Origin of the sequence: Lentzea fradiae, assembly GCF_900100955.1 — a bacterium.
In the GTDB taxonomy this organism is placed as follows: domain Bacteria; phylum Actinomycetota; class Actinomycetes; order Mycobacteriales; family Pseudonocardiaceae; genus Lentzea; species Lentzea fradiae.
In genome coordinates this window covers 134,707-154,366 of sequence record NZ_FNCC01000016.1, presented here as the reverse complement: position 1 = coordinate 154,366, position 19,660 = coordinate 134,707, and the positions used below count along the sequence as shown (strand labels likewise).

15 protein-coding genes are annotated in these 19,660 nt (G+C 69.4%); 8 read left to right on the top strand and 7 right to left on the bottom strand.

Annotation, left to right across the window (positions count from 1 at the left end):
- Positions 1–4: 4 nt before the first annotated feature.
- The 3 genes from BLT23_RS32705 to BLT23_RS32695 all read right to left on the bottom strand — a co-directional run bounded on the left by BLT23_RS32705 (position 5) and on the right by BLT23_RS32695 (position 4,784).
- Positions 5–736, bottom strand: a complete 732-nt coding sequence (locus BLT23_RS32705; RefSeq protein ID WP_245744435.1) for a glutamate ABC transporter substrate-binding protein — start codon at positions 734–736, stop codon at positions 5–7.
- Between the two features lie 246 nt (positions 737–982).
- A complete protein-coding gene (locus BLT23_RS32700) occupies positions 983–3,604 on the bottom strand; it encodes a bifunctional acetate--CoA ligase family protein/GNAT family N-acetyltransferase (RefSeq protein ID WP_090056655.1) in 2,622 nt (873 codons plus the stop codon).
- Positions 3,605–3,611: 7 nt separating this feature from the next.
- The gene (locus BLT23_RS32695) at positions 3,612–4,784 is read right to left on the bottom strand and encodes an acetoin utilization protein AcuC (RefSeq protein WP_090056652.1); all 1,173 of its coding nucleotides are present in this window, start codon (positions 4,782–4,784) and stop codon (positions 3,612–3,614) included.
- Between the two features lie 165 nt (positions 4,785–4,949).
- On the opposite strand from BLT23_RS32695, the gene BLT23_RS32690 reads away from it, so the two are divergent.
- The gene (locus tag BLT23_RS32690; protein WP_090056648.1) at positions 4,950–5,564 is read left to right on the top strand and encodes a DUF3558 domain-containing protein; all 615 of its coding nucleotides are present in this window, start codon (positions 4,950–4,952) and stop codon (positions 5,562–5,564) included.
- Positions 5,565–5,789: 225 nt separating this feature from the next.
- On the opposite strand, the gene BLT23_RS32685 is transcribed toward BLT23_RS32690, so the two are convergent.
- A complete protein-coding gene (locus tag BLT23_RS32685; RefSeq protein ID WP_090056645.1) occupies positions 5,790–6,641 on the bottom strand; it encodes a sulfurtransferase in 852 nt (283 codons plus the stop codon).
- A gap of 78 nt (positions 6,642–6,719) precedes the next feature.
- Between BLT23_RS32685 and BLT23_RS32680 the strand changes: the two genes are divergently transcribed.
- Genes BLT23_RS32680 through BLT23_RS32665 form a run of 4 tightly spaced genes read left to right on the top strand, consistent with a single transcriptional unit; the run spans position 6,720 to position 11,596 of the window.
- Positions 6,720–7,415: an iron-dependent transcriptional repressor DtxR gene (locus BLT23_RS32680; protein WP_090056641.1), complete on the top strand. Its 696-nt coding sequence runs from the start codon at positions 6,720–6,722 to the stop codon at positions 7,413–7,415.
- Entirely contained in the window at positions 7,412–8,587 is a 1,176-nt protein-coding gene (gene galK / locus BLT23_RS32675) for a galactokinase (RefSeq protein ID WP_090056637.1), read from the top strand. Before BLT23_RS32680 ends, galK begins: the two co-directional genes overlap by 4 nt.
- A gap of 36 nt (positions 8,588–8,623) precedes the next feature.
- The gene (gene galE, locus BLT23_RS32670) at positions 8,624–9,586 is read left to right on the top strand and encodes a UDP-glucose 4-epimerase GalE (RefSeq protein WP_176947029.1); all 963 of its coding nucleotides are present in this window, start codon (positions 8,624–8,626) and stop codon (positions 9,584–9,586) included.
- A 6-nt stretch (positions 9,587–9,592) separates the two neighbouring features.
- Complete coding sequence (locus tag BLT23_RS32665) at positions 9,593–11,596, top strand: S9 family peptidase (protein ID WP_090056630.1); 2,004 nt, start codon at positions 9,593–9,595, stop codon at positions 11,594–11,596.
- On the opposite strand, the gene BLT23_RS32660 is transcribed toward BLT23_RS32665, so the two are convergent.
- On the bottom strand, positions 11,566–12,606 hold the full coding sequence (locus BLT23_RS32660) for a DUF4192 domain-containing protein (protein WP_090056627.1): 1,041 nt from the start codon (positions 12,604–12,606) through the stop codon (positions 11,566–11,568). The two genes, BLT23_RS32665 and BLT23_RS32660, sit on opposite strands and share 31 nt — an antisense overlap.
- A gap of 181 nt (positions 12,607–12,787) precedes the next feature.
- On the bottom strand, positions 12,788–14,587 hold the full coding sequence (locus tag BLT23_RS32655; RefSeq protein ID WP_090056624.1) for a Xaa-Pro dipeptidyl-peptidase: 1,800 nt from the start codon (positions 14,585–14,587) through the stop codon (positions 12,788–12,790).
- A 107-nt stretch (positions 14,588–14,694) separates the two neighbouring features.
- Between BLT23_RS32655 and add the strand changes: the two genes are divergently transcribed.
- Together add and cutA are read left to right on the top strand one after the other, a co-directional pair.
- Positions 14,695–15,696: an adenosine deaminase gene (gene add, locus BLT23_RS32650; protein ID WP_245744433.1), complete on the top strand. Its 1,002-nt coding sequence runs from the start codon at positions 14,695–14,697 to the stop codon at positions 15,694–15,696.
- A gap of 14 nt (positions 15,697–15,710) precedes the next feature.
- Positions 15,711–16,007, top strand: coding sequence for a divalent-cation tolerance protein CutA (gene cutA / locus BLT23_RS32645; protein WP_245744431.1), 297 nt, complete (start codon positions 15,711–15,713; stop codon positions 16,005–16,007).
- On the opposite strand, the gene BLT23_RS32640 is transcribed toward cutA, so the two are convergent.
- Positions 15,990–18,014 carry a helicase domain-containing protein gene (locus tag BLT23_RS32640; RefSeq protein ID WP_342713714.1) on the bottom strand — a complete coding sequence of 675 codons (2,025 nt, stop codon included), beginning with the start codon at positions 18,012–18,014 and terminating at the stop codon, positions 15,990–15,992. The two genes, cutA and BLT23_RS32640, sit on opposite strands and share 18 nt — an antisense overlap.
- A 313-nt stretch (positions 18,015–18,327) precedes the next feature.
- Between BLT23_RS32640 and BLT23_RS32635 the strand changes: the two genes are divergently transcribed.
- Positions 18,328–19,632 (top strand): 6-phospho-beta-glucosidase, encoded by a 1,305-nt coding sequence (locus BLT23_RS32635; RefSeq protein WP_090056613.1) that lies wholly within the window; start codon positions 18,328–18,330, stop codon positions 19,630–19,632.
- Positions 19,633–19,660: the final 28 nt, after the last annotated feature.

Sequence of the window (19,660 nt, the reverse complement as noted above, 5' to 3'; positions counted from 1 at the left end):
GCGCTCAGCCCACGAGCGTCGGAGGGTCCGGGATCTGGTAGCCGGACGAGCCGAGGTTCGTCTCGAGCGACTCCCGCCAGGCACCGGAGTCGATCATCTTCTGCAGCGCGGCCTGGACCTTGGCCTTGCTGGTGGGGTCGTTGCGGTGCAGGCCGACGCCGTACTCCTCCTTGCTGAACGGCTCCCCCACCACTCGCAGCAGCTCGGGGTTCTGGGCGGCGTACCCGGCGAGCAGGACGTCGTCGGTGGTGACGGCGTCGACGTTGTCGGCCAGCAACGCGGTGACGCAGTCGCTGAACTTCGCGTACTCGACGAGGTTCACGTCCTTGGCGAACTGCTCCTTGACGTACGCGGCGGAGGTGGAGCCCGCGGTGGAGCACAACCTCAGGTCGGAGTTCAGGGACTTCGGGCCGCTGATGCGCGTCTCGTTCAGGCGCACCAACAGGTCCTGGCCCGCGACGAAGTACGGGCCGACGAAGTCGACGATCTCCTTGCGCTTGTCCGTGATCGAGTAGGTGGAGACGACGATGTCGGCCTCACCGCTGGTCAGCAGGGTCTCCCTGTTGCCGGGCTGCGCCTCCATCCAGGTGATCCGGTCTTCGGTGACACCCAGTTCCTTCGCGATGAACTTGGCGACGTCGACGTCGAACCCGCGGTAGCTGCCGTCGAGCCTGCGCACCGACAGGCCCGGCTGGTCGTACGACACCGCGATCGAGATGCTGTCCCTCGAGCTCACTTTTCCAACCATGGTGGACTCGTCACCGCCGCCGCACGAGCTCAGCAGGAGCGCGGCGGCGCACGTTGTCGCAACCAGGCGGAAGTTCGCTCTAGGTGTCATTTTTCCCTCTGCAGCGTCGATAGACGGGCATGCGCCGACCCATCAGGGTGGTGCTTGTCGGCGTTGCGGGAAACCTAAGCGGCGGCAGGACGCGTGTCCATAGTTCCGCACAAATGAAACGTTCGGAATCGTTGCGGTAACCCGTCAGCGCAGGCGGCGGGGCCCCACGTCGTGCAGAGATGGCGGTGGACCGACAACGACACGGGCACTGCTCACGAAAGCGCCCGCGGCGGAAGCAAGAACAGGTTCAAGCGTCAACGACCGCACCTCCGGAAGGTCCTCCGCGAGCGCCGCCAAACGGAGTACCAATTCCTGAAGGGCTTTCAGATCCGCCGGTTCGTCACCCCGGTAACCGGTGAGCAGAGGAGCCGCTTTCGGCGCGGCGACGAGTTCGGCCGCGTCGGTGTCGGTGAGCGGCACTGCCCGGTAGGCCCTGTCGCCGAGCAGGTCGCTCACGAGACCCGACAGTCCGAACCAGACCAGCGCGCCGAAGCTCGGGTCGTCCTGGATGCCCAGGACGCAGCTGACTCCCTTGGGGGCCATGCGTTGCACGTACACGCCCGGCTCGCCGGACAGCCCCGCCAGGTCGTGGTAGGCGGCCCTGACCGACTCCGGCTGGGCGACGTCGAGCCGGACCCCGATGAGGTCCGTGCGGTGACGCAGGCGCTCGCTGGTGGCTTTCATCGCGACCGGATAACCGAGTTCCGCGGCCGCGCTGACGGCTTCCTCGGCGCTGTTCGCGATTCGGAATGGCACGACCTCGATGCCGTAGCAGCTCAGGAGATCGACCGCGGTGAGGTCGTCGATCTCCCGCTGCTCAGCCACTCCGTCCACAAAGGAGCGTGCCCGTGCGGTGTCGATGCCGTCCGGTCTGGTGAAAGTGCCCTGCGGCGCGGCTCGCCAGTGCGCGTAACGGGTGACGCGCGCCAATGCGAGCACGGCGCGTTCCGGACTGGCATAACTGGGAATCGAGCCCTTGCCAGGCATTTTCAGTTCGTCCGGAATGCCCTCCACCGCGAGGAACGTGGAAACGATCGGTTTCGTGCTGTGCGCCGCTTCTTTGATGGCTCTCGCATACGCGCTGCCCGGAACCGCGATCGGCGGCACGAACACGACGACGAGCGCGTCGGTGTCCGGCCGGTCGAGTGACTCCTTGACGGCCTTGGCGAACTCCTCGGGCGTGGCCTGGGCGCCGACGTCGACGGGGTCGTCGACCAGGTCGAGTCCCTGGGCGAGCAGCGTGTCGGCGGCGAGCAGGCCGATCGCGGTGGAGTTGCCGACGACGGCGACGCGTCTGCCCGCGGGCAACGGCTGGTGCGCGAGCAGGAGCGCGGTGTCGAACAGCTGGGCCAGCGAGTCGACCCTGATAACACCGGCCTGCTCGAACAGCGCCTGCACGCTCGCCTCGTCGACCTTCGCGGCGGTGGCGGCGAGACCGGGGACGACCGCGTGCCGCCCGGACTTCACCGCGACGATGGGCTTGGTGCGGCCGAGCCTGCGCGCGAGCCGCGCGAACTTGCGCGGGTTGCCGAACGACTCCAGGTAGAGCAGCACGACGTCGGTGGACGGGTCGGTCTCCCAGTACTGCAGCAGGTCGTTGCCGGAGACGTCGGCGCGGTTGCCGGCGGAGACGAACGTCGACAGCCCGAGCCCCCAGCCCGCGGCGTTGGCGAGGATGGCCGTGCCGAGCGCGCCCGACTGGCAGAAGAAGCCCGCCCGGCCCCGTGCGGGCAGGTGTGGCGCGAGGCTCGCGTTCAGGCGGACCTTCGGGTCGAGGTTGAGGACGCCGAGCGCGTTCGGCCCGACGACCCGCATGCCGTGCGCCCGCGCCTCGGCGGCGAGCCTGCGTTCGGCCGAGAGACCGTCCGGTCCCGTCTCGCCGTAGCCCGAACTGACGACGACGAGCGCCTTCACGCCCTTGGCGAGACAGCCGTCCATGACCTCGTCGACGCTGGCCGCGGGAACGGCGACGACGGCGAGGTCGACGTCGTCGGGGATGTCGAGCACCGTCGGGTACGCCCGCACGCCCCGCACGGCGCGGTGCTCGGCGTTGACGGGATAGACGGGGCCGTTGAAGTCGGCTTCGAGGAGGTTCTTGAGGACCGCGTGACCGATCTTCGTGGGATCGGTGGACGCGCCGATGACGGCGACGCTGCGCGGGTGCAGCAGGTTGTGCACGCTGCGCGCCTCGGCGGCCTGCTCACGGGCCCGCGCGACGGCGACGGACTCGTCGGTCGGGTCGATCGCGAACTCCAGGTGCAGCACGCCCTCCTCGAACGCCCTGCTGACCTGGTAGCCGGCGTCCCGGAATACCCGGACCATCTGCCCGTTCTCGGCCAGCACCTCGGCCTCGAACCGGGTGAGCCCGACCTCCCTGGCCGCGGCGGCCAGGTGCTCCAGCAGGATGCTGCCCAGCCCGCGCCCCTGGTGGCCGTCCTCGACGACGAACGCGACCTCGGCGCTCGGCCCGTTGTGCAGCCGGTCGAACCGGCCGACGGCGACGATGTCGTCACCGAGCAACGCGATCAGCGCCACCCGGTCGTGGTGGTCGACCGTGCTGAACCGGTCGAGGTCGCGCTGCGGGATCCGCGGGTACGGCCCGAAGTAGCGGAAGTACCGCGTCCGCTCGGACAGCCTGCCGTGGAACTCCCGGAGCTTCTCGGCGTCGTCCGGCGTGATCGGCCGCAGGTGGACGGTGCCGCCGTCGCTGAGGACGACGTCCGCCTCCCAGTGGCGGGGAAAGTCGAACGGATCTCTGGCGCCCATCTCGGCTTCAGTCCCTGGGGTCGTGAGGGTCGAGCCCGTACAACGGGAACGCCGCCCGGCGCGCGTCGCGGATCGCCCTGTCCACCGGATCTTCCACGTCACCGCCCCACGGCTGATATCCAGGGTCGCATCCGTCGCCCATCGTCGACGGCAGCTCCCAGCCCGGCGCGAGGCGTGTCGCGTGCGCGACCCAGTCCGCGGGCAACGGCGTCGCCGGGTCGACGTCCCGGTCCAGCACCGTGGCCAGCAGGTGCGTCCACGACCGCGGCACGACCCTGAGCAGCTCGTACCCACCGCCGCCGAGCGCGAGCCACTTGTACCCGCGCTCGGTCACCAGGTCCCGGAACGCCTGGTAGATCGCCCGATGGCCGTCCACGCTGAGCGCGAGGTCCGCGAGTGGGTCCTCCTGGTGCGTGTCGACACCGCACTGCGTGACGAGCACCTCAGGCTGGAACGCCTCTAGCAACGACGGCACCGTCGCGTGGAACGCCCGCAACCATCCGCCATCCCGCGTCCCCACGGGCAACGGCACGTTGACCGCGCTCCCCTCGGCCCCGGCCCCGCCCAGTTCCTTCGCCCACCCGGTCCCCGGCCACAGGCTCATCGGGTGCTGGTGCAACGAGATCGTCAGCACCCTCGGGTCGTCCCAGAACGCCGTCTGCACCCCGTCCCCGTGGTGGACGTCGACGTCGACGTAGGCGATCCGCTCCACCCCGCTGCGCAACAACCACTCGATGGCCACCGCGCAGTCGTTGTAGACGCAGAACCCGGCCGCGTTGTCCGGCATGGCGTGGTGCAACCCCCCGGCGATGTTGACCGCCCGGTCGGCCTCCCCCGACGCGATGGCACGCGCCGCGGCGAGTGACCCGCCCACCACCAGCGCCGACGCCTCGTGCATCCGCTCGAACACGGGGTTGTCGGGCGTCCCCAGCCCGTGCCCGACGTCCCACCCGGCCGTGGGAGCCGCCCGCACCGCGTTCAGGTAGCCGGGCAGGTGCACCAGCTCGATCTCCTCGTCACCGGCCGCCTCGGGCGCGAGCAGCTCGACACCGTCCAGCACCCCCAGCTCGGTGGCCAGCCGCACCGTCAGGTCGAGCCGGACGGGGTTCAGCGGATGGTCTCCACCGAGGTCGTAGGCGAGGAAGGACCTGTCCCAGACGACAGCGGCTGGCTTACCCATGCCCAGCAACCTACCCACCGGCGGCCGATCCGACTGGTCACAGCTCGGACGCGACCCGCCCACCCGCGTGCCCCGGACCCCCGGCGCCACCTACAGTGACGCCTCGGCCCGCCTCTCCGGGCCCCGAACCGGAACCGATCTCACCGAACAGGGGTCAGAGGCGACATGCAACTGCGACCAGCCGCCCTCCTCCTCGCCCTGGGCCTGGCCCTCGCCACCGTCACGGGCTGCAGCGAACAGGTCACGGGCTCGGCCGTGGCCGGCGGCGACGCGCCCGCCACCGACCCGGCGTCCCCCTCGACACCGAACTCGACCTCGAAGAAGGCGCCCACCAGCACGGCGCCGACGAAGCCCGCCGACCCCACCGGCCAGAAGCAGGGCGACGTCAAGATCACCACCAGGAAGAAGGCCACCGGCCTCGAGACCTGCGGCGTCCTCAAGGCCGCCGACATCGAGGCCGCGACCGGCGGCAAGTCGTCGGCGGACGGCGGCTGCATCCACACCACCACCGGCCCGTCCACCGTCATCACCCAGATCGTGACGGTCCCCGAAGCGGTGGACGAGGAAGGCGAGAAGAAGCAGATCGAGATCGGCGGCAACACGGCGTGGCAGGTCTCCGCCTCCCCGGAGGACTGCCAGATCACCGTGATGCTGACCGACGACCCGGCCGTCATCACGCAGGCGTTCTCGGTGAGCGTGCTGGCGATCGAGGAGATCGACACCTGCGGAACCGCCCGCAAGCTCGTCCAGCAGGGCTTCGACCGCATCCCGAACGCCTGACCGGCACACCCTCACCCGCCCCGACGCGGCCCCCGCCCGACCTCGCGTACGGCCCGGCTGGCGCGCCCGCAGCCTGGCCGACCGGCCAGGCTGCGACCTTCCACCAGGCTGCGCCTGACCTGCTGACCAGGCTGCACGTGACCTACAGGCCGGCTGCACATGATTGGCCGGCCAAGTGCGTGCAACCTGCTGGCCAGGCTGCACGCACCCCACCGACCACCCACGTCAGTCGCCGGTGGCGACCTCCCGGTCCAACGCGCACCAGTTGGACCACGACCCGGCGTACAACGCCGCCGGCTTCTCCGCCGAGGTGATCCCGGCCACCTCCAGCGCCAACACGACGGACGAGGCCGTCACACCCGACCCGCAGTACGCCCCGACCGGACGGCCACCGGACACACCGAGCCCAGCGAACCGCTCCGCCAGCTCCGCGGACGTGAGCCACCGCCCATCCGCTCCGACATGGCCGGTCGTCGGCGCGTTGAGAGCGCCGGGGATGTGCCCGGCCTTCGGGTCCACCGGCTCGGTCTCGCCGCGGTAGCGCGCAGCCGCCCGTGCGTCGAGCAGCACGCCCTCACGCGCCAGCGCCGCCGCCTCGTCCGCGTCCAGCACGGGCATCTGCCCCGGCCGCACCACCACGTCACCAGCCTCGTCACCGGTGAGCGCGGGCGGCTCCTCCGCCGTGACGGGCAGCCCGGCGGCCTCCCACGCGGCGAACCCGCCGTCCAACACCGCGACCTCGGCATACCCGGCCCACCGCAACAGCCACCACGCCCGCGCGGCGACCGAGCCGTCCCCCGCGTCATAGGCCACGACCCGGCCGCCCTCACGCACACCCGCGCGGCGCAGCACCTCCTGCAACCGCTCGGGGTCCGGCAGCGGATGCCGGCCGCCGATGCCGGGCGGGGCGGACAGTTCCGTGTCCAGATCGACGTACACAGCGCCAGGTACGTGGCTGACCTCGTAGTCTTGACGTGCGGGTGGACCGCCGAGCCGCCACCGGACGTCCAGCACGACGGTGACCGGACGCGCACGCAGCGCATCGGCGAGAGCCTGAGGAGTGATCAACGGATGCACGGCTCACATCCTGCACCCGCGCGGACACCTGTGTCCCCCGGCACGACTACCATTGACACCATACGAAGGGGAGCGGGTGTGAACGACCTCATCGACACCACGGAGATGTATCTCCGCACGATCTACGAGCTCGAAGAAGAGGGCGTGGTGCCTCTGCGCGCCCGCATCGCCGAGCGCCTCGGCCAGAGCGGCCCGACGGTGAGCCAGACCGTCGGCCGCATGGAACGCGACGGCCTGGTGGTCGTGGCGGAGGACCGCCACCTCGAGCTCACCGAGCAGGGCCGCAACCTCGCGATCGCCGTCATGCGCAAGCACCGGCTCGCCGAGCGTCTCCTCGTCGACATCATCGGGCTCGAGTGGGAGCACGTGCACAGCGAGGCGTGCCGCTGGGAGCACGTGATGAGCGAGGCGGTCGAACGCAAGCTCATCAAGCTCCTCGGCAACCCGACCACCTCGCCCTACGGCAACCCGATCCCCGGCCTCGACAAGCTGGGCGACGGCGAGCCCGCCCCGCCCGCCGAGGCGGACCTGCTGCGCGTGGACGAGGTGGCCCGCCGCGGCGGTGGCCGCGTCGAGATCCGTCGCATCGCCGAGCACGTCCAGCTCGACCCGGATCTGATGGCGGAGCTGAAGGACGCCGGCGTGGTGCCGGGCGGCACCGTGGAGGTCGGGGCGCTCGGTGGCGCCAAGGTGGTGCAGGTACGCGGAGGCAACGGCCACCTGGCCGAGCTCGACCCCGCGGTAGCCCACGCCGTCCTGGTGCTCGCCCGGTGACCAAGGCGACCACTCCGGCGGCGAAGGCGGCCGAGGCGTTCCAGCGCCTGCACGAACGCGCGCCCGAGGGCATCTGGTCGGCTCCCGGCCGGGTCAACCTGATCGGCGAGCACACCGACTACAACGACGGCTTCGTGCTGCCGTTCGCGCTGCCCCACCGCATCGCGGTGGCGGCCTCCGCCCGCACCGACGGCGTGCTGACCGTCAGCACGACCGGGGACGACGGCGGAGTGCAGACCGCCGCCCCCGCCGTGGTGACCGAGCTAGCCCCCGGGACCGTCAAGGGGTGGCCCGCGTACCCCAGCGGTGTCGCCTGGGCACTGCGTGAGCAGGGAATCGCCGTCACCGGCGGTGCGGACCTCGTCATCGCGGGTGACGTTCCCGCTGGTGCCGGCCTCTCCTCCTCGCACGCTCTGGAGTGCGCCGTCGCCCTCGCCCTGCTCGGCCTCGCCGACGTCGACGCCGAGCTGCCGGACATCGCGCGCTGGGTGCAGCGTTCCGAGAACGACTTCGTGGGTGCGCCGACCGGAATTCTGGACCAGACGGCATCGCTGAGCTGCGTCGAAGCGCATGCCCTGTTTTACGACGTGCGCTCCGGCAAGTCGGAGCAGGTCGCGTTCGACGCGGCTGCCAGTGGGCTCGAGGTGCTGGTCATCGACACTCGCGCCAGCCACTCCCACGTCGACGGCGGCTACGGCGCCCGCCGGGCGGGCTGCGAGCGGGCCGCCGAGATTCTCGGTGTTCCCGCGCTGCGGGACGTCGACGTCGCCGAGCTCGACCAGACGCTCGTCCGGCTGCCCGAAGAGCTGCGTCCGCTGGTGCGGCACGTGGTGACTGAGAACGACAGGGTCCTGCGCACTGTCGAACTGCTCCGCGCGGGCCGGCTCGCCGATGTCGGTCCGCTCCTGTCCGGTTCGCACGCGAGCCTGCGGGACGACTACCGGGTCTCGTGTCTCGAGCTCGACGTCGCCGTCGACTCCGCGATGGAGGCCGGTGCCCTCGGCGCCAGGATGACCGGCGGCGGCTTCGGCGGTTCGGCCATCGCCCTCGTGCCCGTCGACCGGCACGCCGAGGTCGAACGGGCCGTGCTCGCCGGTTTCGCCTCGCGCTCGCTCACGCGGCCGAGGCTCTTCACGGCGGTCCCGTCCGCGGGTGCGGGCAGGGACCGGTAGCGAACAACGATCTCGACCAGGAATGCGAGGACTGTGGTGAAGCTGCTCGTCACGGGCGGGGCCGGTTACGTCGGCAGCGTCTGCGCCGCCCGGCTGCTCGAAGCCGGACACGAGGTGGTCGTCCTCGACGACCTCTCGACCGGGCACGAGGACGCCGTCCCCGCGGGAGCGCGCTTCATCCGGGGTGACATCGCCGAGGTGATCGGCGAAGTCCTCGCGGAAGGGTTCGACGGCGTTCTGCACTTCGCGGCGAAGTCCCTCGTCGGCGAGTCCATGGAGGACCCCGGCAAGTACTGGACGGGCAATGTCCTGACAGCGATTCGCCTGCTCGACGCGATGAAGGAGCACGGCACGCCGAAGCTCGTCTTCTCCTCGACTGCCGCGACGTACGGCGAGCCGCAGGAGGTGCCGATCCCCGAGACGGCCCCCACCGCGCCGACCAACACCTACGGCGCCACCAAGCTGGCGATCGACCACGCGATCACGTCGTACGCGGCCGCGCACGGGCTGGCGGCGATGAGCCTGCGGTACTTCAACGTCGCCGGCGCTTACGGCAGCATCGGCGAGCGCCACGCGACCGAGACCCACCTCATCCCGCTGGTGCTGCAGGTCGCCCTCGGCCAGCGCGAGCACATCTCGATCTACGGCGAGGACTGGCCCACCGAGGACGGCACCTGCGTCCGCGACTACATCCACGTCGCGGACCTCGCGGACGCCCACCTCCTCGCGCTCGAGCACGCCACCGCGGGTGAGCACCGGATCTACAACCTCGGCAACGGCACCGGCTTCTCGGTCAAGCAGGTCATCGAGACCTGCCGCGAGGTGACCGGCCACCCGATCCCGGCCGTCGTCGCGCCGCGGCGTGCCGGTGACCCGGCTGTCCTGGTCGCCTCCGCCGAGCGGGCGCGCACGGACCTCGGCTGGAAGCCGGAGCGCGCCGACATCTCCGGCATCGTCCGCGACGCGTGGGAGTTCACCCGCGCCCGGCACGGGGCCTGACCCGCGATGACCGACTTCGCCTCCTTCGAGAGCTACAACGCCACCCCGCGCCTCGGTTCGCTCGCGCTGTCCCCGGACGGCACCCGGCTCGTCACGGTCGTCTCCACGCTCGCCCCGGACGGCAAGACGTGGCAGGGCGCTCTCTGGGAGGTCGACCCCTCCGGTGAACGGGAGGCCGTCCGGCTCACCCGTTCCGCCAAGGGCGACTCCTCCCCCGTGTTCGCACCGGACGGGTCGCTGCTGTTCTTGTCGGCACGACCGGATCCGCTCGCGAAGCCGGGCGAGTCCAAGGACAAGAAGGCGTTGTGGCGGCTTCCGGTCCACGGAGAGGCCGCCGAGGTTCTGCGACCGGGAGGCGGAGTCGGTCAGCTGCGTGCTGCCGGTGAGACTGTGCTGTTCACGTCGTCGGCGCACCGCTTCTCGGAGTTCGGTGACGAGGACGACGCCAAGCGCAAGGCCCGTGAGGACGCTGGAGTGACAGCGATCCTGCACGAGTCGTACCCGATTCGGTACTGGGACTCCGACCTCGGCCCCGCCTACCCACGCCTCTTCGCCGCCCCTTTGGGGGACGTCAGCGTCGAGAGCGTCGCCGCTCTCAGCGAGGACACCGAGAGCAGGCTCAGCGACGACGACATCGCGCTCAGCCCGGACGGGAAGTGGGCCGTCTTCGGCCACGACATCGACGTCAGCGCCGCCTACGGCCGCAGGACCGAACTCCGGCTGGTCGCCACGAGCGGCGGCGCGCCCAGGACGATCGCCTCGGCGGACGGGTACTCGTTCGGAGGCGCCGCCTTCACGCCCGACTCGGCGGCGGTGATCGCGGTCCGGCACCGTGAGTCCACAGTGGATCTGCCGCACCACCGCGAGCTGGTGCGCATCGACCTGACCGACGACTCGGTCACGCCATTGGCGCCCGAATTCCAGGAGGAACCGGACCGCCCGGTGGTGAGCCCGGACGGATCGGCTGTCTTCTTCACCGCCAGCTACCTCGGGCACCAGCCGGTCTGGCGCTTGGACCTCGCGTCCGGCGAGATCACGAAGCTGACCGTGACCGGCTACTACAGCGACCTGGTCGTGAGCCCGGACGGCAAGACGCTGTACGCGTTGCGCAACTCGGTCGACCACCCGCCACAGCCAGTGCGGTTCGCCGCCACCGGAGCCGACCAGGACCCCGAGCGGCTGCTTGCCCCCGGTGCCCTCGACTCCGTACCCGGCACCCTCACCGAGATCTCCACGGTCGTCGCCGACGGCCGCACCGTCCGTGCCTGGCTGGTGCTGCCGGAAGGCGCCTCGGCCGACTCTCCCGCCCCGCTGGTGCTGTGGGTCCACGGCGGACCGGTCATGAGCTGGAACGGCTGGACGTGGCGCTGGAACCCGTGGCTGATGGCCGCTCGCGGCTACGCCATCCTGCTGCCGGACCCGGCGCTGTCCACCGGCTACGGGCCCGACTTCATCAAGGCGGGCTGGGGCCGGTGGGGCGCCGAGCCCTACACCGACCTCATGGCCATCACGGACGTCGCGGTCGAGCGGGACGACATCGACGGCTCCCGGACCGCCGCCATGGGTGGCTCGTTCGGCGGCTACATGGCCAACTGGATCGCCACCCAGACCGACCGTTTCCGGGCGATCGTCACCCACGCGTCCCTGTGGCACCTCGACGCCTTCTCCGGTGGCACGGACAGCTCCTACTTCTGGATGCGGGAGATGGGCGACCCCCTCACGCAGCCGGAGCGGATCCTCGAGAACTCCCCGCACCTGCGGGTCGCGGACATCAAGACCCCGATGCTCGTCATCCACGGGGACAAGGACTACCGAGTCCCCATCGGTGAGGGGCACCGCCTGTACTTCGACCTCGTCCGGCACGGCGTCACCGCGAAATACCTTTACTTTCCGACGGAGAACCACTGGATCCTCACCCCCGGCAACTCTCGGGTCTGGTACGAGACGGTGTGGGCGTTCTTGGCCGAACATGTCCTGGATCAGGGCTGGGAGCGGCCGGAACTGCTCTGAGCGCTTCTGAGCAACTGGCGGGCGTTGTCCAGGTACTTCCTGGACAACGCCCTCATCTCTGCCGGAGGGAACGCCGCGCTGGCCGCGGCGCGGAGGAGCTTCGTCAGGGAGTGGCCGGGGCAGGCGTCCTCGGCCGCGTCGAGCGCGATGGACGCGAGACCTCCATCGCCGCGCTGGTAGGCGTAGAAGGCGAGCAGGCAGGCGGCTTCCGCGCGTTCGGGTGCCGGGCACGTCCTGGTGAGCTCGAGCCACAGCCGCTCGGCCAGTCTGGCCACGGGCAGTGCCGCGAACCCCATGCTCGCGTCCCGCACCTCGGGTTGAGCCAGCGCTCTCGCCAACGCGACGATCTCCGCGTCCGGCAACGGTCCGCGACGTTCGGCGACCGCGTCGATCGCCTCACGTACCCGGCGCAACTCGGTGCCGGGGTCGGGCTCGCCTGCGCTCGCCATGAGTTCGTCGAGCAGTGCTGATCGTCGTTCCAGCGCCTCGGGTGAGTCCAAGGCGGCGATTGCCGCCATGGCGGCGCGCGACTCGAACGTCACGTTGCCCTCGTGTGCCGATGCTGCCGCCAAGGCGGACAGCTCGGGATCGGGCAGCGTGCCGTGGCAGTCGAGGTCCAGGTAGCACAGCCATCGGGCGTCCTTCTGGAACGAAGGCAGCCAGACCGCTTCAACGACGTCGACACCCGAGCACCCCAAGGTGTTTCTGAGCGTGGTGACGAGTGGTCCGTGCGGCAGATTCTCAGGTATGTGCTCGGACGGCGCGCACACGACCACGAGAACCACCTCGGACGCGCCTTGTTCTCGAAGCGGCACCTCCAGTTGAGCCGCCAGAAAACCTCTATGTCGAGGACGCGGCAGGTCGACGCGCATGGTCATGCTGACCAGGTTGTCCTTCAGCACGAGCACGACGAGCGAGTCTGCGGGGTGGAAGCCGATCAGGTGTGGGATCGCGGCGTAGAGCTCGCTGACGTCACGAACTCGGACCGGTGTCGGGAAGGCGGTGGGCATGGGCTCACAGTGGCGGACGAGGAGCCGCGGAGCACTGGGCCGGCGCGAAGTTGTGGACAACTGCGCGGTTGTGGACAGGTCGAGATCTTCGAGCGCTCGGTAACGAGGTTCTGTCAGGGGTGGGTGCTAGGGTGCCGCGCTTCGGTCCCCGGACGAGCAGGAACCGAAGCGCGGCACCAACTCAGAACGCCTGGAAAACGGTGTGCCAGCCACCGACGATCGGCAGTTCCACCGACGACCTGGCAAGGTCCAGCGACAGGCCGGCACCCGGCTTCGGGCGCAGCGTGTAGTCGTAGTCGCTGGAGATCAGCACGAACTCGAGCCGGTGACCCGCCTGCAGGACGTAGTCGTCAGGCACGATCGGCACGTCCACGTCGTAGAACTTGCCCGGCTTGATCGGCGACGTCCGGTCGGGACGGTCCCTGTTCTGCGGGTCCGTCGAGCCGCGCGTGATGACGTGGGACGTGCCGTCCGGAGCCCGGTCGACGAGCAGCGTCGTCACGTTCGCGGCGGGACGGTCGAAGGCGAGCCGCAGCTGCGCCGTCGACTTCCCGGACAACCTCACCGGCTTCCGCGCCGGCTGCGACGCGTAGGAGAGACGGTGCGGGGACGTCGCCTGGTCGATCAGCGACTCCGCCGTCTTCGTCGCGTCGTCGGTCAGCTTCTCCACGCCGCGACCGGGCAGGACCGCGAGGCCGCCCTTGGTGGTTCCGCCTGCGGACAGGCGCAGCCGCACGTCGGACGTGCCCGGCGCGGGCCAGTCCTTCTCGTCGACCCACGTCTTGTCCTCGCGCTGCAGCGTGGCCTTCGGCTCCTTGTCGACACCATTGCGGTGACCCCACAGGTACTGGGTGAACCAGCGGTTCAGGGTGCGCCGCCACTCGGCCGACCGCAGCGTGTCGGGGTCGGTGTGCCCCGACTGGTGCAGCCAGATCTTCCGCGGTACGCCGACCTTCTTCAACGCCGAGTACCACTGCTCGACGTGCGTCATCTTGACGTTCCAGTCGTTGAGCCCGTGGACGGCGAGTACTGCGGCGCGGACCTTGCGGGCGTCGTTGAGGTAGTTGCGCTTGTCCCAGAACCGGTTGTAGTCGCCAGTGATGCGGTCCTGGTCCTTCGCGATCTCCGCGATGATCGGCTTGCAGATCTCCCTGTCGGCGCGCGTGTAGACGTACTCCGCCAGTACGTCGGCGTCCTCGCCCTGGAACGTGCCGGGCGCGACCACGGCGCCATCCGCGCGGTAGTAGTCGTACCAACTGGAGATCGCGGCGATCGGCACGATGGCTTCGAGGCCGCGCACGCCCGTGGAGGCGACGGCGTTGGGCAGCGTTCCGTTGTAGGAGACGCCCATCATGCCGGTCTTGCCGGTCGACCAGGTCGCCTTGATGGCTTCGCCCGTCGCGGTCCGTGCGGACGCACGGCCGTTGAGCCAGTCGACGACGACACGGGCGCCGATCGTCTCGTTGACATCTCCCGTCGTCGGGCAGCCCGTTGACTTGCCGGTGCCCAGCGACTCGGCGTAGACGACCGCGTATCCGCGCGAGATGAAGTACGCCTCGTAGCGGGCCGAGGTGATCGGGTTGGGGCCGAGTGCGGCGGTGATCCGTTCGTCAGCGGAGGATTTCAGCAGACGTCCGTTGCGCTTGTCCGGCACGTACAGTTCGACGTCGACGTTGTGGTTGGGGACGTCGTTGCCGCCCGAGAAGTACGGGCTGACCATGTACACGACCGGTACCTTGAGGCCGCGTTCGGTGGCGCGTGGCCGGACGACCTCGGTGTAGACCTCGTCGTCCTTGCCGTCGCGGTCGCTGTCGACCGGGGCGCGGACCCAGAGGCTCTCCTTCACCACGTCTTTCGGGTCGAAGACGGGCTGTGCCTCACCGTCCTTGAACACCGGCCCCTCCGCGGCCTGGGCCGTGGCGGGCAGAAGTGGCAGAACTAGCACCGCAGCCAGCAGTGCGACTCTTCGTGCGCCCCTCACGAGGCACCCCCAATGCGGAAGCCAGGGACAGGATTCGCCCTGCACCCTTCCCCCTGACCGCAAGGCGTGTCACCCGTCGAACGGCCCTTGACCTGAGAGCATGGGCCGTGCCCATTTCCAACTTCGTCCGTGCGCTGCCGAAGGCCGAGCTGCACGTCCACCTTGTGGGTGCGGCTTCAGTCGACACCGTCCTCACGCTCGCCCGCAACCACCCCGACGGACCTGTGCCGACCGACGAGACAGCACTGCGACGGTTTTACGAGTTCACGGACTTCCGGCACTTCATCAACGTCTATAGCGTCGTCAACGACCTCGTCACAACGGGCGAGGATGTCCGCACGCTCATCGTCGGATACGCCCGTGACGCCGCACGCAGCAACGTCCGGTACGCGGAGCTGACGATCAGCGCCACGAGCCATCTGCGGGCTGGCATTGCTCCTGACGAGCTCGTCGAGGCGTTGGCAGCGGGGCGCCAAGAAGCGCTCGCGGTGCACGGCGTGACGTTGCAGTGGATTTTCGACGTGCCCGGTATCTGGGATCGCGACTGGGGCATGACGAGTGCGCGGTTCGCGACCGAGTACAGGCCAGAGGGCTTGGTCGGGTTCGGGTTGGCGGGGTTCGAGTCGGACTCGCCCCGGGCCAAGTTCCGCGATGCGTTCGCGATGGCGCGGGACGCCGGGCTGCACATGGTGCCGCACGCCGGCGAGACCTCGCCACCGAGCGAGATCTGGGCCGCGGTGCAGGACCTGCGTGCGGAACGGATCGGGCACGGTGTGAGCGCCGTGCAGGATCCGGAGTTGGTGCGACATCTCGCTGACGAGGGCGTCGCCCTCGAAATGTGCCCGACGTCGAACATCCGCACCGGGGCCGTGAAGTCATGGGACGAGCACCCCTTGCCGCAACTGGTGGAGGCCGGGGTGCCGATGACCATCAGCACCGACGACCCCGGCATGTTCCACACCGACCTCGACCAGGAATATTCGCTGTGCCATGAACGGTTCGGGTTCGGACGTGACGACCTCGCTGAACTGGCACGGACCGCAGTGCGCGTGTCGTACGCGTCGGCGGAATTGAAAGACCAGTTGCTGAAGGAGATCGACGCGCTGTGAGTGATGTGTGCGTGGTGACGACGACTGTCGACTCCGTCGAAGCCGCGGAGTCGTTGGCGAAGAACATCGTCGAGGCGCGGCTCGGCGCTTGCGTGCAGATCGTGCCGATTCGGAGCGTCTACCGGTGGGACGGAGAGGTGCGCGTCGACGTGGAATGGCAGTGCGTCGTGAAGACGTCCGCTGGTCGTGCCGATGAACTCGTCACGCACATCAAGTCACAGCACAGCTATGACGTCCCCGAGGTCGTCGTCACCCCCGTTGTCGGGGGCAACGACGACTACCTCGCGTGGGTGTCAGAGGAGACCTCGTAGGTGACGCGGCAACGGCTCGGTGTGCAGGACTCCGAGCCGTTGAGTCGCTCTCGTCAGTGCCACGTACAGCTCACTGGGTGACATGCGCTGGGGTTCGACGACGAGGACGACGTCGAACTCCAGTCCTTTCGACGAGCGCGGCGGCATCCAGCCTTCGCCGATGACGACGATCGTGCGGTCGTCGTGTTCCGCCGCGTGGGCGTCGAGTTCGTCGCGGACTGCGGCCGATATATCGGTTACGCGGCGGGCCCACGGCCTCACGCCTGTCCTGCGCACCGAGACCGGTGCCGTCGCGTCAGGGTCGACAAGCTTCAGGACCGGGACCGCAGCCTCCATGATCTCGCCGGGCGTGCGGTAGTTGACCTCGAGCCGACGGTAGGTGAACCGGTCGAACACCGAGCCCCAGCTGCGGACACCGCCTGCGGCCTGGCGCTGGGCGAGGTCGCCGACGACGGTCATGGACTTGTTCGGGCAGCGCCGCAGCAGCACGCGCCAGTCCATTGGCGACAGTTCTTGTGCTTCGTCGACGACGACGTGCCCGTACGTCCACGTGCGGTCGGCGGCGGCGCGCTCGGCGAGAGAGCGGTGGTCGCGGACCTCGTGGCGGGCGGCCAGTACGTCGGCGTTGACGAAGTCGGTGACGATGTACTCGTCGGAGTCGGCGCGCTTGTCGATGGACAGGACGTCCATCACTCCGCGGGCGTATTCGAGTTGTTCCTCCTCCTCGCGCTTGGCGGCGCGTTCCGCCGTGCCGTCGGAGCCGAGGAGGTCGGCGAGTTCGTCGAGCAACGGCACGTCGGACACCGTCCAGGCGTCGGCGTCCTCGCGGTACAGCTCCGGCACGCCGATGCGGAAGCAGCGGCCCGCGTACAGGTCGGCGAGCAGCTGTTGCGGGGTGAGCAGCGGCCACAGCCGGTCGACGGCCGCGCGCAGTTCTGAGCTGGAGCGGAGCTCGTGGCGGACATCCTCTTCGATCTCGGGCCAGTCGACGCCGATCAGGCGCATCGCCGGGGCGACCAGCTCCTCGGCGAGCGCCAGGAAGAAGTACTTGCGGGCGGCGTTGTGCGGCAGCCCGTAGTAGCGGGTCTTCTCGCGGGCGACGGCGGCGATGTGTGCGTCGAGCGGGACGACGACGTCCTCCAGTTCGATGCCGATGGGTTCGTCGGGGAGCTCCTGTCTGTCGGCGACGGCGACGGCAAGCAGGTCCAGGACGGACAGGTCGCCTTTGAGGCGTTGGACCGACGGACTGTCCTCGGCGTCCGTGGCGACGCCGGGGTAGAGCTCGCCGGGTGTAGCGAAGACGACGTCGGTCTCCCCCAGGGACGGCAGGACGTCACCGACGTAGCGCAGGAAGCCTGTGTTCGGGCCGACGATCAGCACGCCGTGCCGGGACAGGCGTTCTCGGCGCGTGTACAGCAGGTAGGCCACGCGGTGCAGGGCTACCGCGGTCTTGCCGGTGCCGGGGCCGCCCTCGATCACCAGCACGCCAGGACCCGAGAACCGGATGATCTCGTCCTGCTCGGCCTGGATGGTCGACACGATGTCGCGCATCGTCGCGCTGCGGGGTGCGTTGAGGGCGTCGAGCAGTGCTGTCGTGTCGGTCAGCAGTTCGTCGTCGTGGAAGTCTCGTAGCTGACGGTCACGCACTCGGTAGTGCCGGCGTAGGACGACGCCTTCGGGGTTCGCGGAGGTCGCCGTGTAGAACGGCCGTGCCGCCGGTGCTCGCCAGTCGAGCAGCATCGGGTTGTAGTCGTCGTCGAACAGGCCGACGCGCCCGATGTAGGCGCAGCCGCCCCCTTCCGAGTCGATGCGGCCGAAGCACAGTCCTTCCTCGGCGGCGCGGTACTTGCTGACCTGCCTCGTGAACGCGTCTACGGCGGCCTCCCGGTCCAGCCGGTGCGTGGTGGTGTCGCGCAGTGCGGCCGCGAGGTTCTCGGCCGCTTTGTTCCGTTCCTGATCGAGCTTTTCATACAGAGCGGTGATCCGTGCCTGTTCGCTCGCCAACACCTTGCCCCCTGTGATACAATAAATCCATCTTCTCGGAAAATTCATTCCGAAAGCGCAAAGCCATTCTTTGTAGCATGAATCTGCCGCGCGCGAAACCCCTTGAACGACCTGTCCTCCTGACGGCGTGAGCTGCGGGAACGCTTGCACGGACGCGCTGGCCTCAGTTGCACGGCGCCGGTTGACTCTGTTGAACAGCGGGCGCGCACCATCCGTCCGGCAGGGTCTTCGCAATTCGTCGTGCGTCGTAGCGGAAATGTAGGATCGGTGGCGCTGTGCGCACTGCGGTCGATGCCGGAATGGACGTGGTCGAAGCATGAAGCTGGTCATCCTGGGCGGAGGTGGCTTCCGTGTGCCGCTGGTGTATCGCGCACTGCTCGCCGACAGGTCTCCCGGCCGCGTCACGGAGGTCGTTCTGCACGACCTCGACGCCTCCCGGCTCGCCGCGGTCTGCGGAGTGCTCGCCGAACTTGCGGCCGACGTCTCGGACGCGCCCACTGTGACGGCGTCGACGGACCTCGACGAGGCGTTGCGGGGTGCCGACTTCGTGTTCTCGGCGATCCGCGTCGGCGGGCTTGGCGGACGTGCGGCGGACGAAAGCGTCGCGGCCGGATGCGGAGTGCTCGGCCAAGAGACCGTCGGTGCGGGCGGCGTCGCCTACGGGTTGCGCACCGTTCCTGTCGCGCTCGACATCGCGCGGCGGATATCAGTGCACGCGCCGGATGCGTGGGTCATCAACTTCACCAATCCGGCCGGCATGGTCACCGAAGCCATGACGGCGCACCTCGGCGACCGGGTCATCGGCATCTGCGACTCCCCCGTGGGGCTCGGCAAGCGCGTCGCGCGGGCTGCCGGGGTGGAGGTCGCGGACGCGTGGCTCGACTACGCCGGGCTCAACCACCTCGGCTGGCTGCGTGGTGTGCACGTTCGTGGGCACGATGTGCTGCCGGATTTGCTTGCCGATGCCGAGCGGCTGGAGTCGTTCGAGGAAGGCAAGCTCTTCGGCGCCGAGTGGTTGCGCTCGTTGGGCGCCATTCCGAACGAGTACCTGCACTACTACTACTTCACGCGTGAGGCGGTGGCGTCCGGTGCGTCGCGTGGGGCGTTCCTGCTGGACCAGCAGAAGCGGTTCTACGACGCGCCGTCGTTGGAAAGCTGGGAGCGGACGCGCCTCGAACGCGAGCAGACGTACATGGCTGAGACCCGCGATGAGGAGCGTGACGCCGACGATCTCGACGGCGGCGGCTACGACCAGGTCGCGCTTGAGTTGATGCACGCCATCGCGTCCGACAAACGGGCGACGTTGATTCTCAACGTCCCGAACAGGACGACGTTGACTTGTCTAGATGTCGATGCCGTTGTCGAGGTGCCGTGTCTTGTCGATGCCAACGGAGCCCGTCCCGTCGCGGTCAGCCAGGTGCCTGACGAGGGCGTCGGGCTCGTCACCTCGTTGAAGGTCGTCGAGCGCGCCACGATCAAGGCCGCTATCAGCGGTGAGCGTGCGCACGCCGTGAAGGCGCTCGCGTTGCATCCGCTGGTCGACTCCGTCGCCGTCGCTCGCAAAATCGTGGACACGCACCCGCTCCTGTTCGGGGGCGACGCACGGCGGGGCACCGCGTGACCAGGGTCTAGTGCCGAGTGGTGGGGTT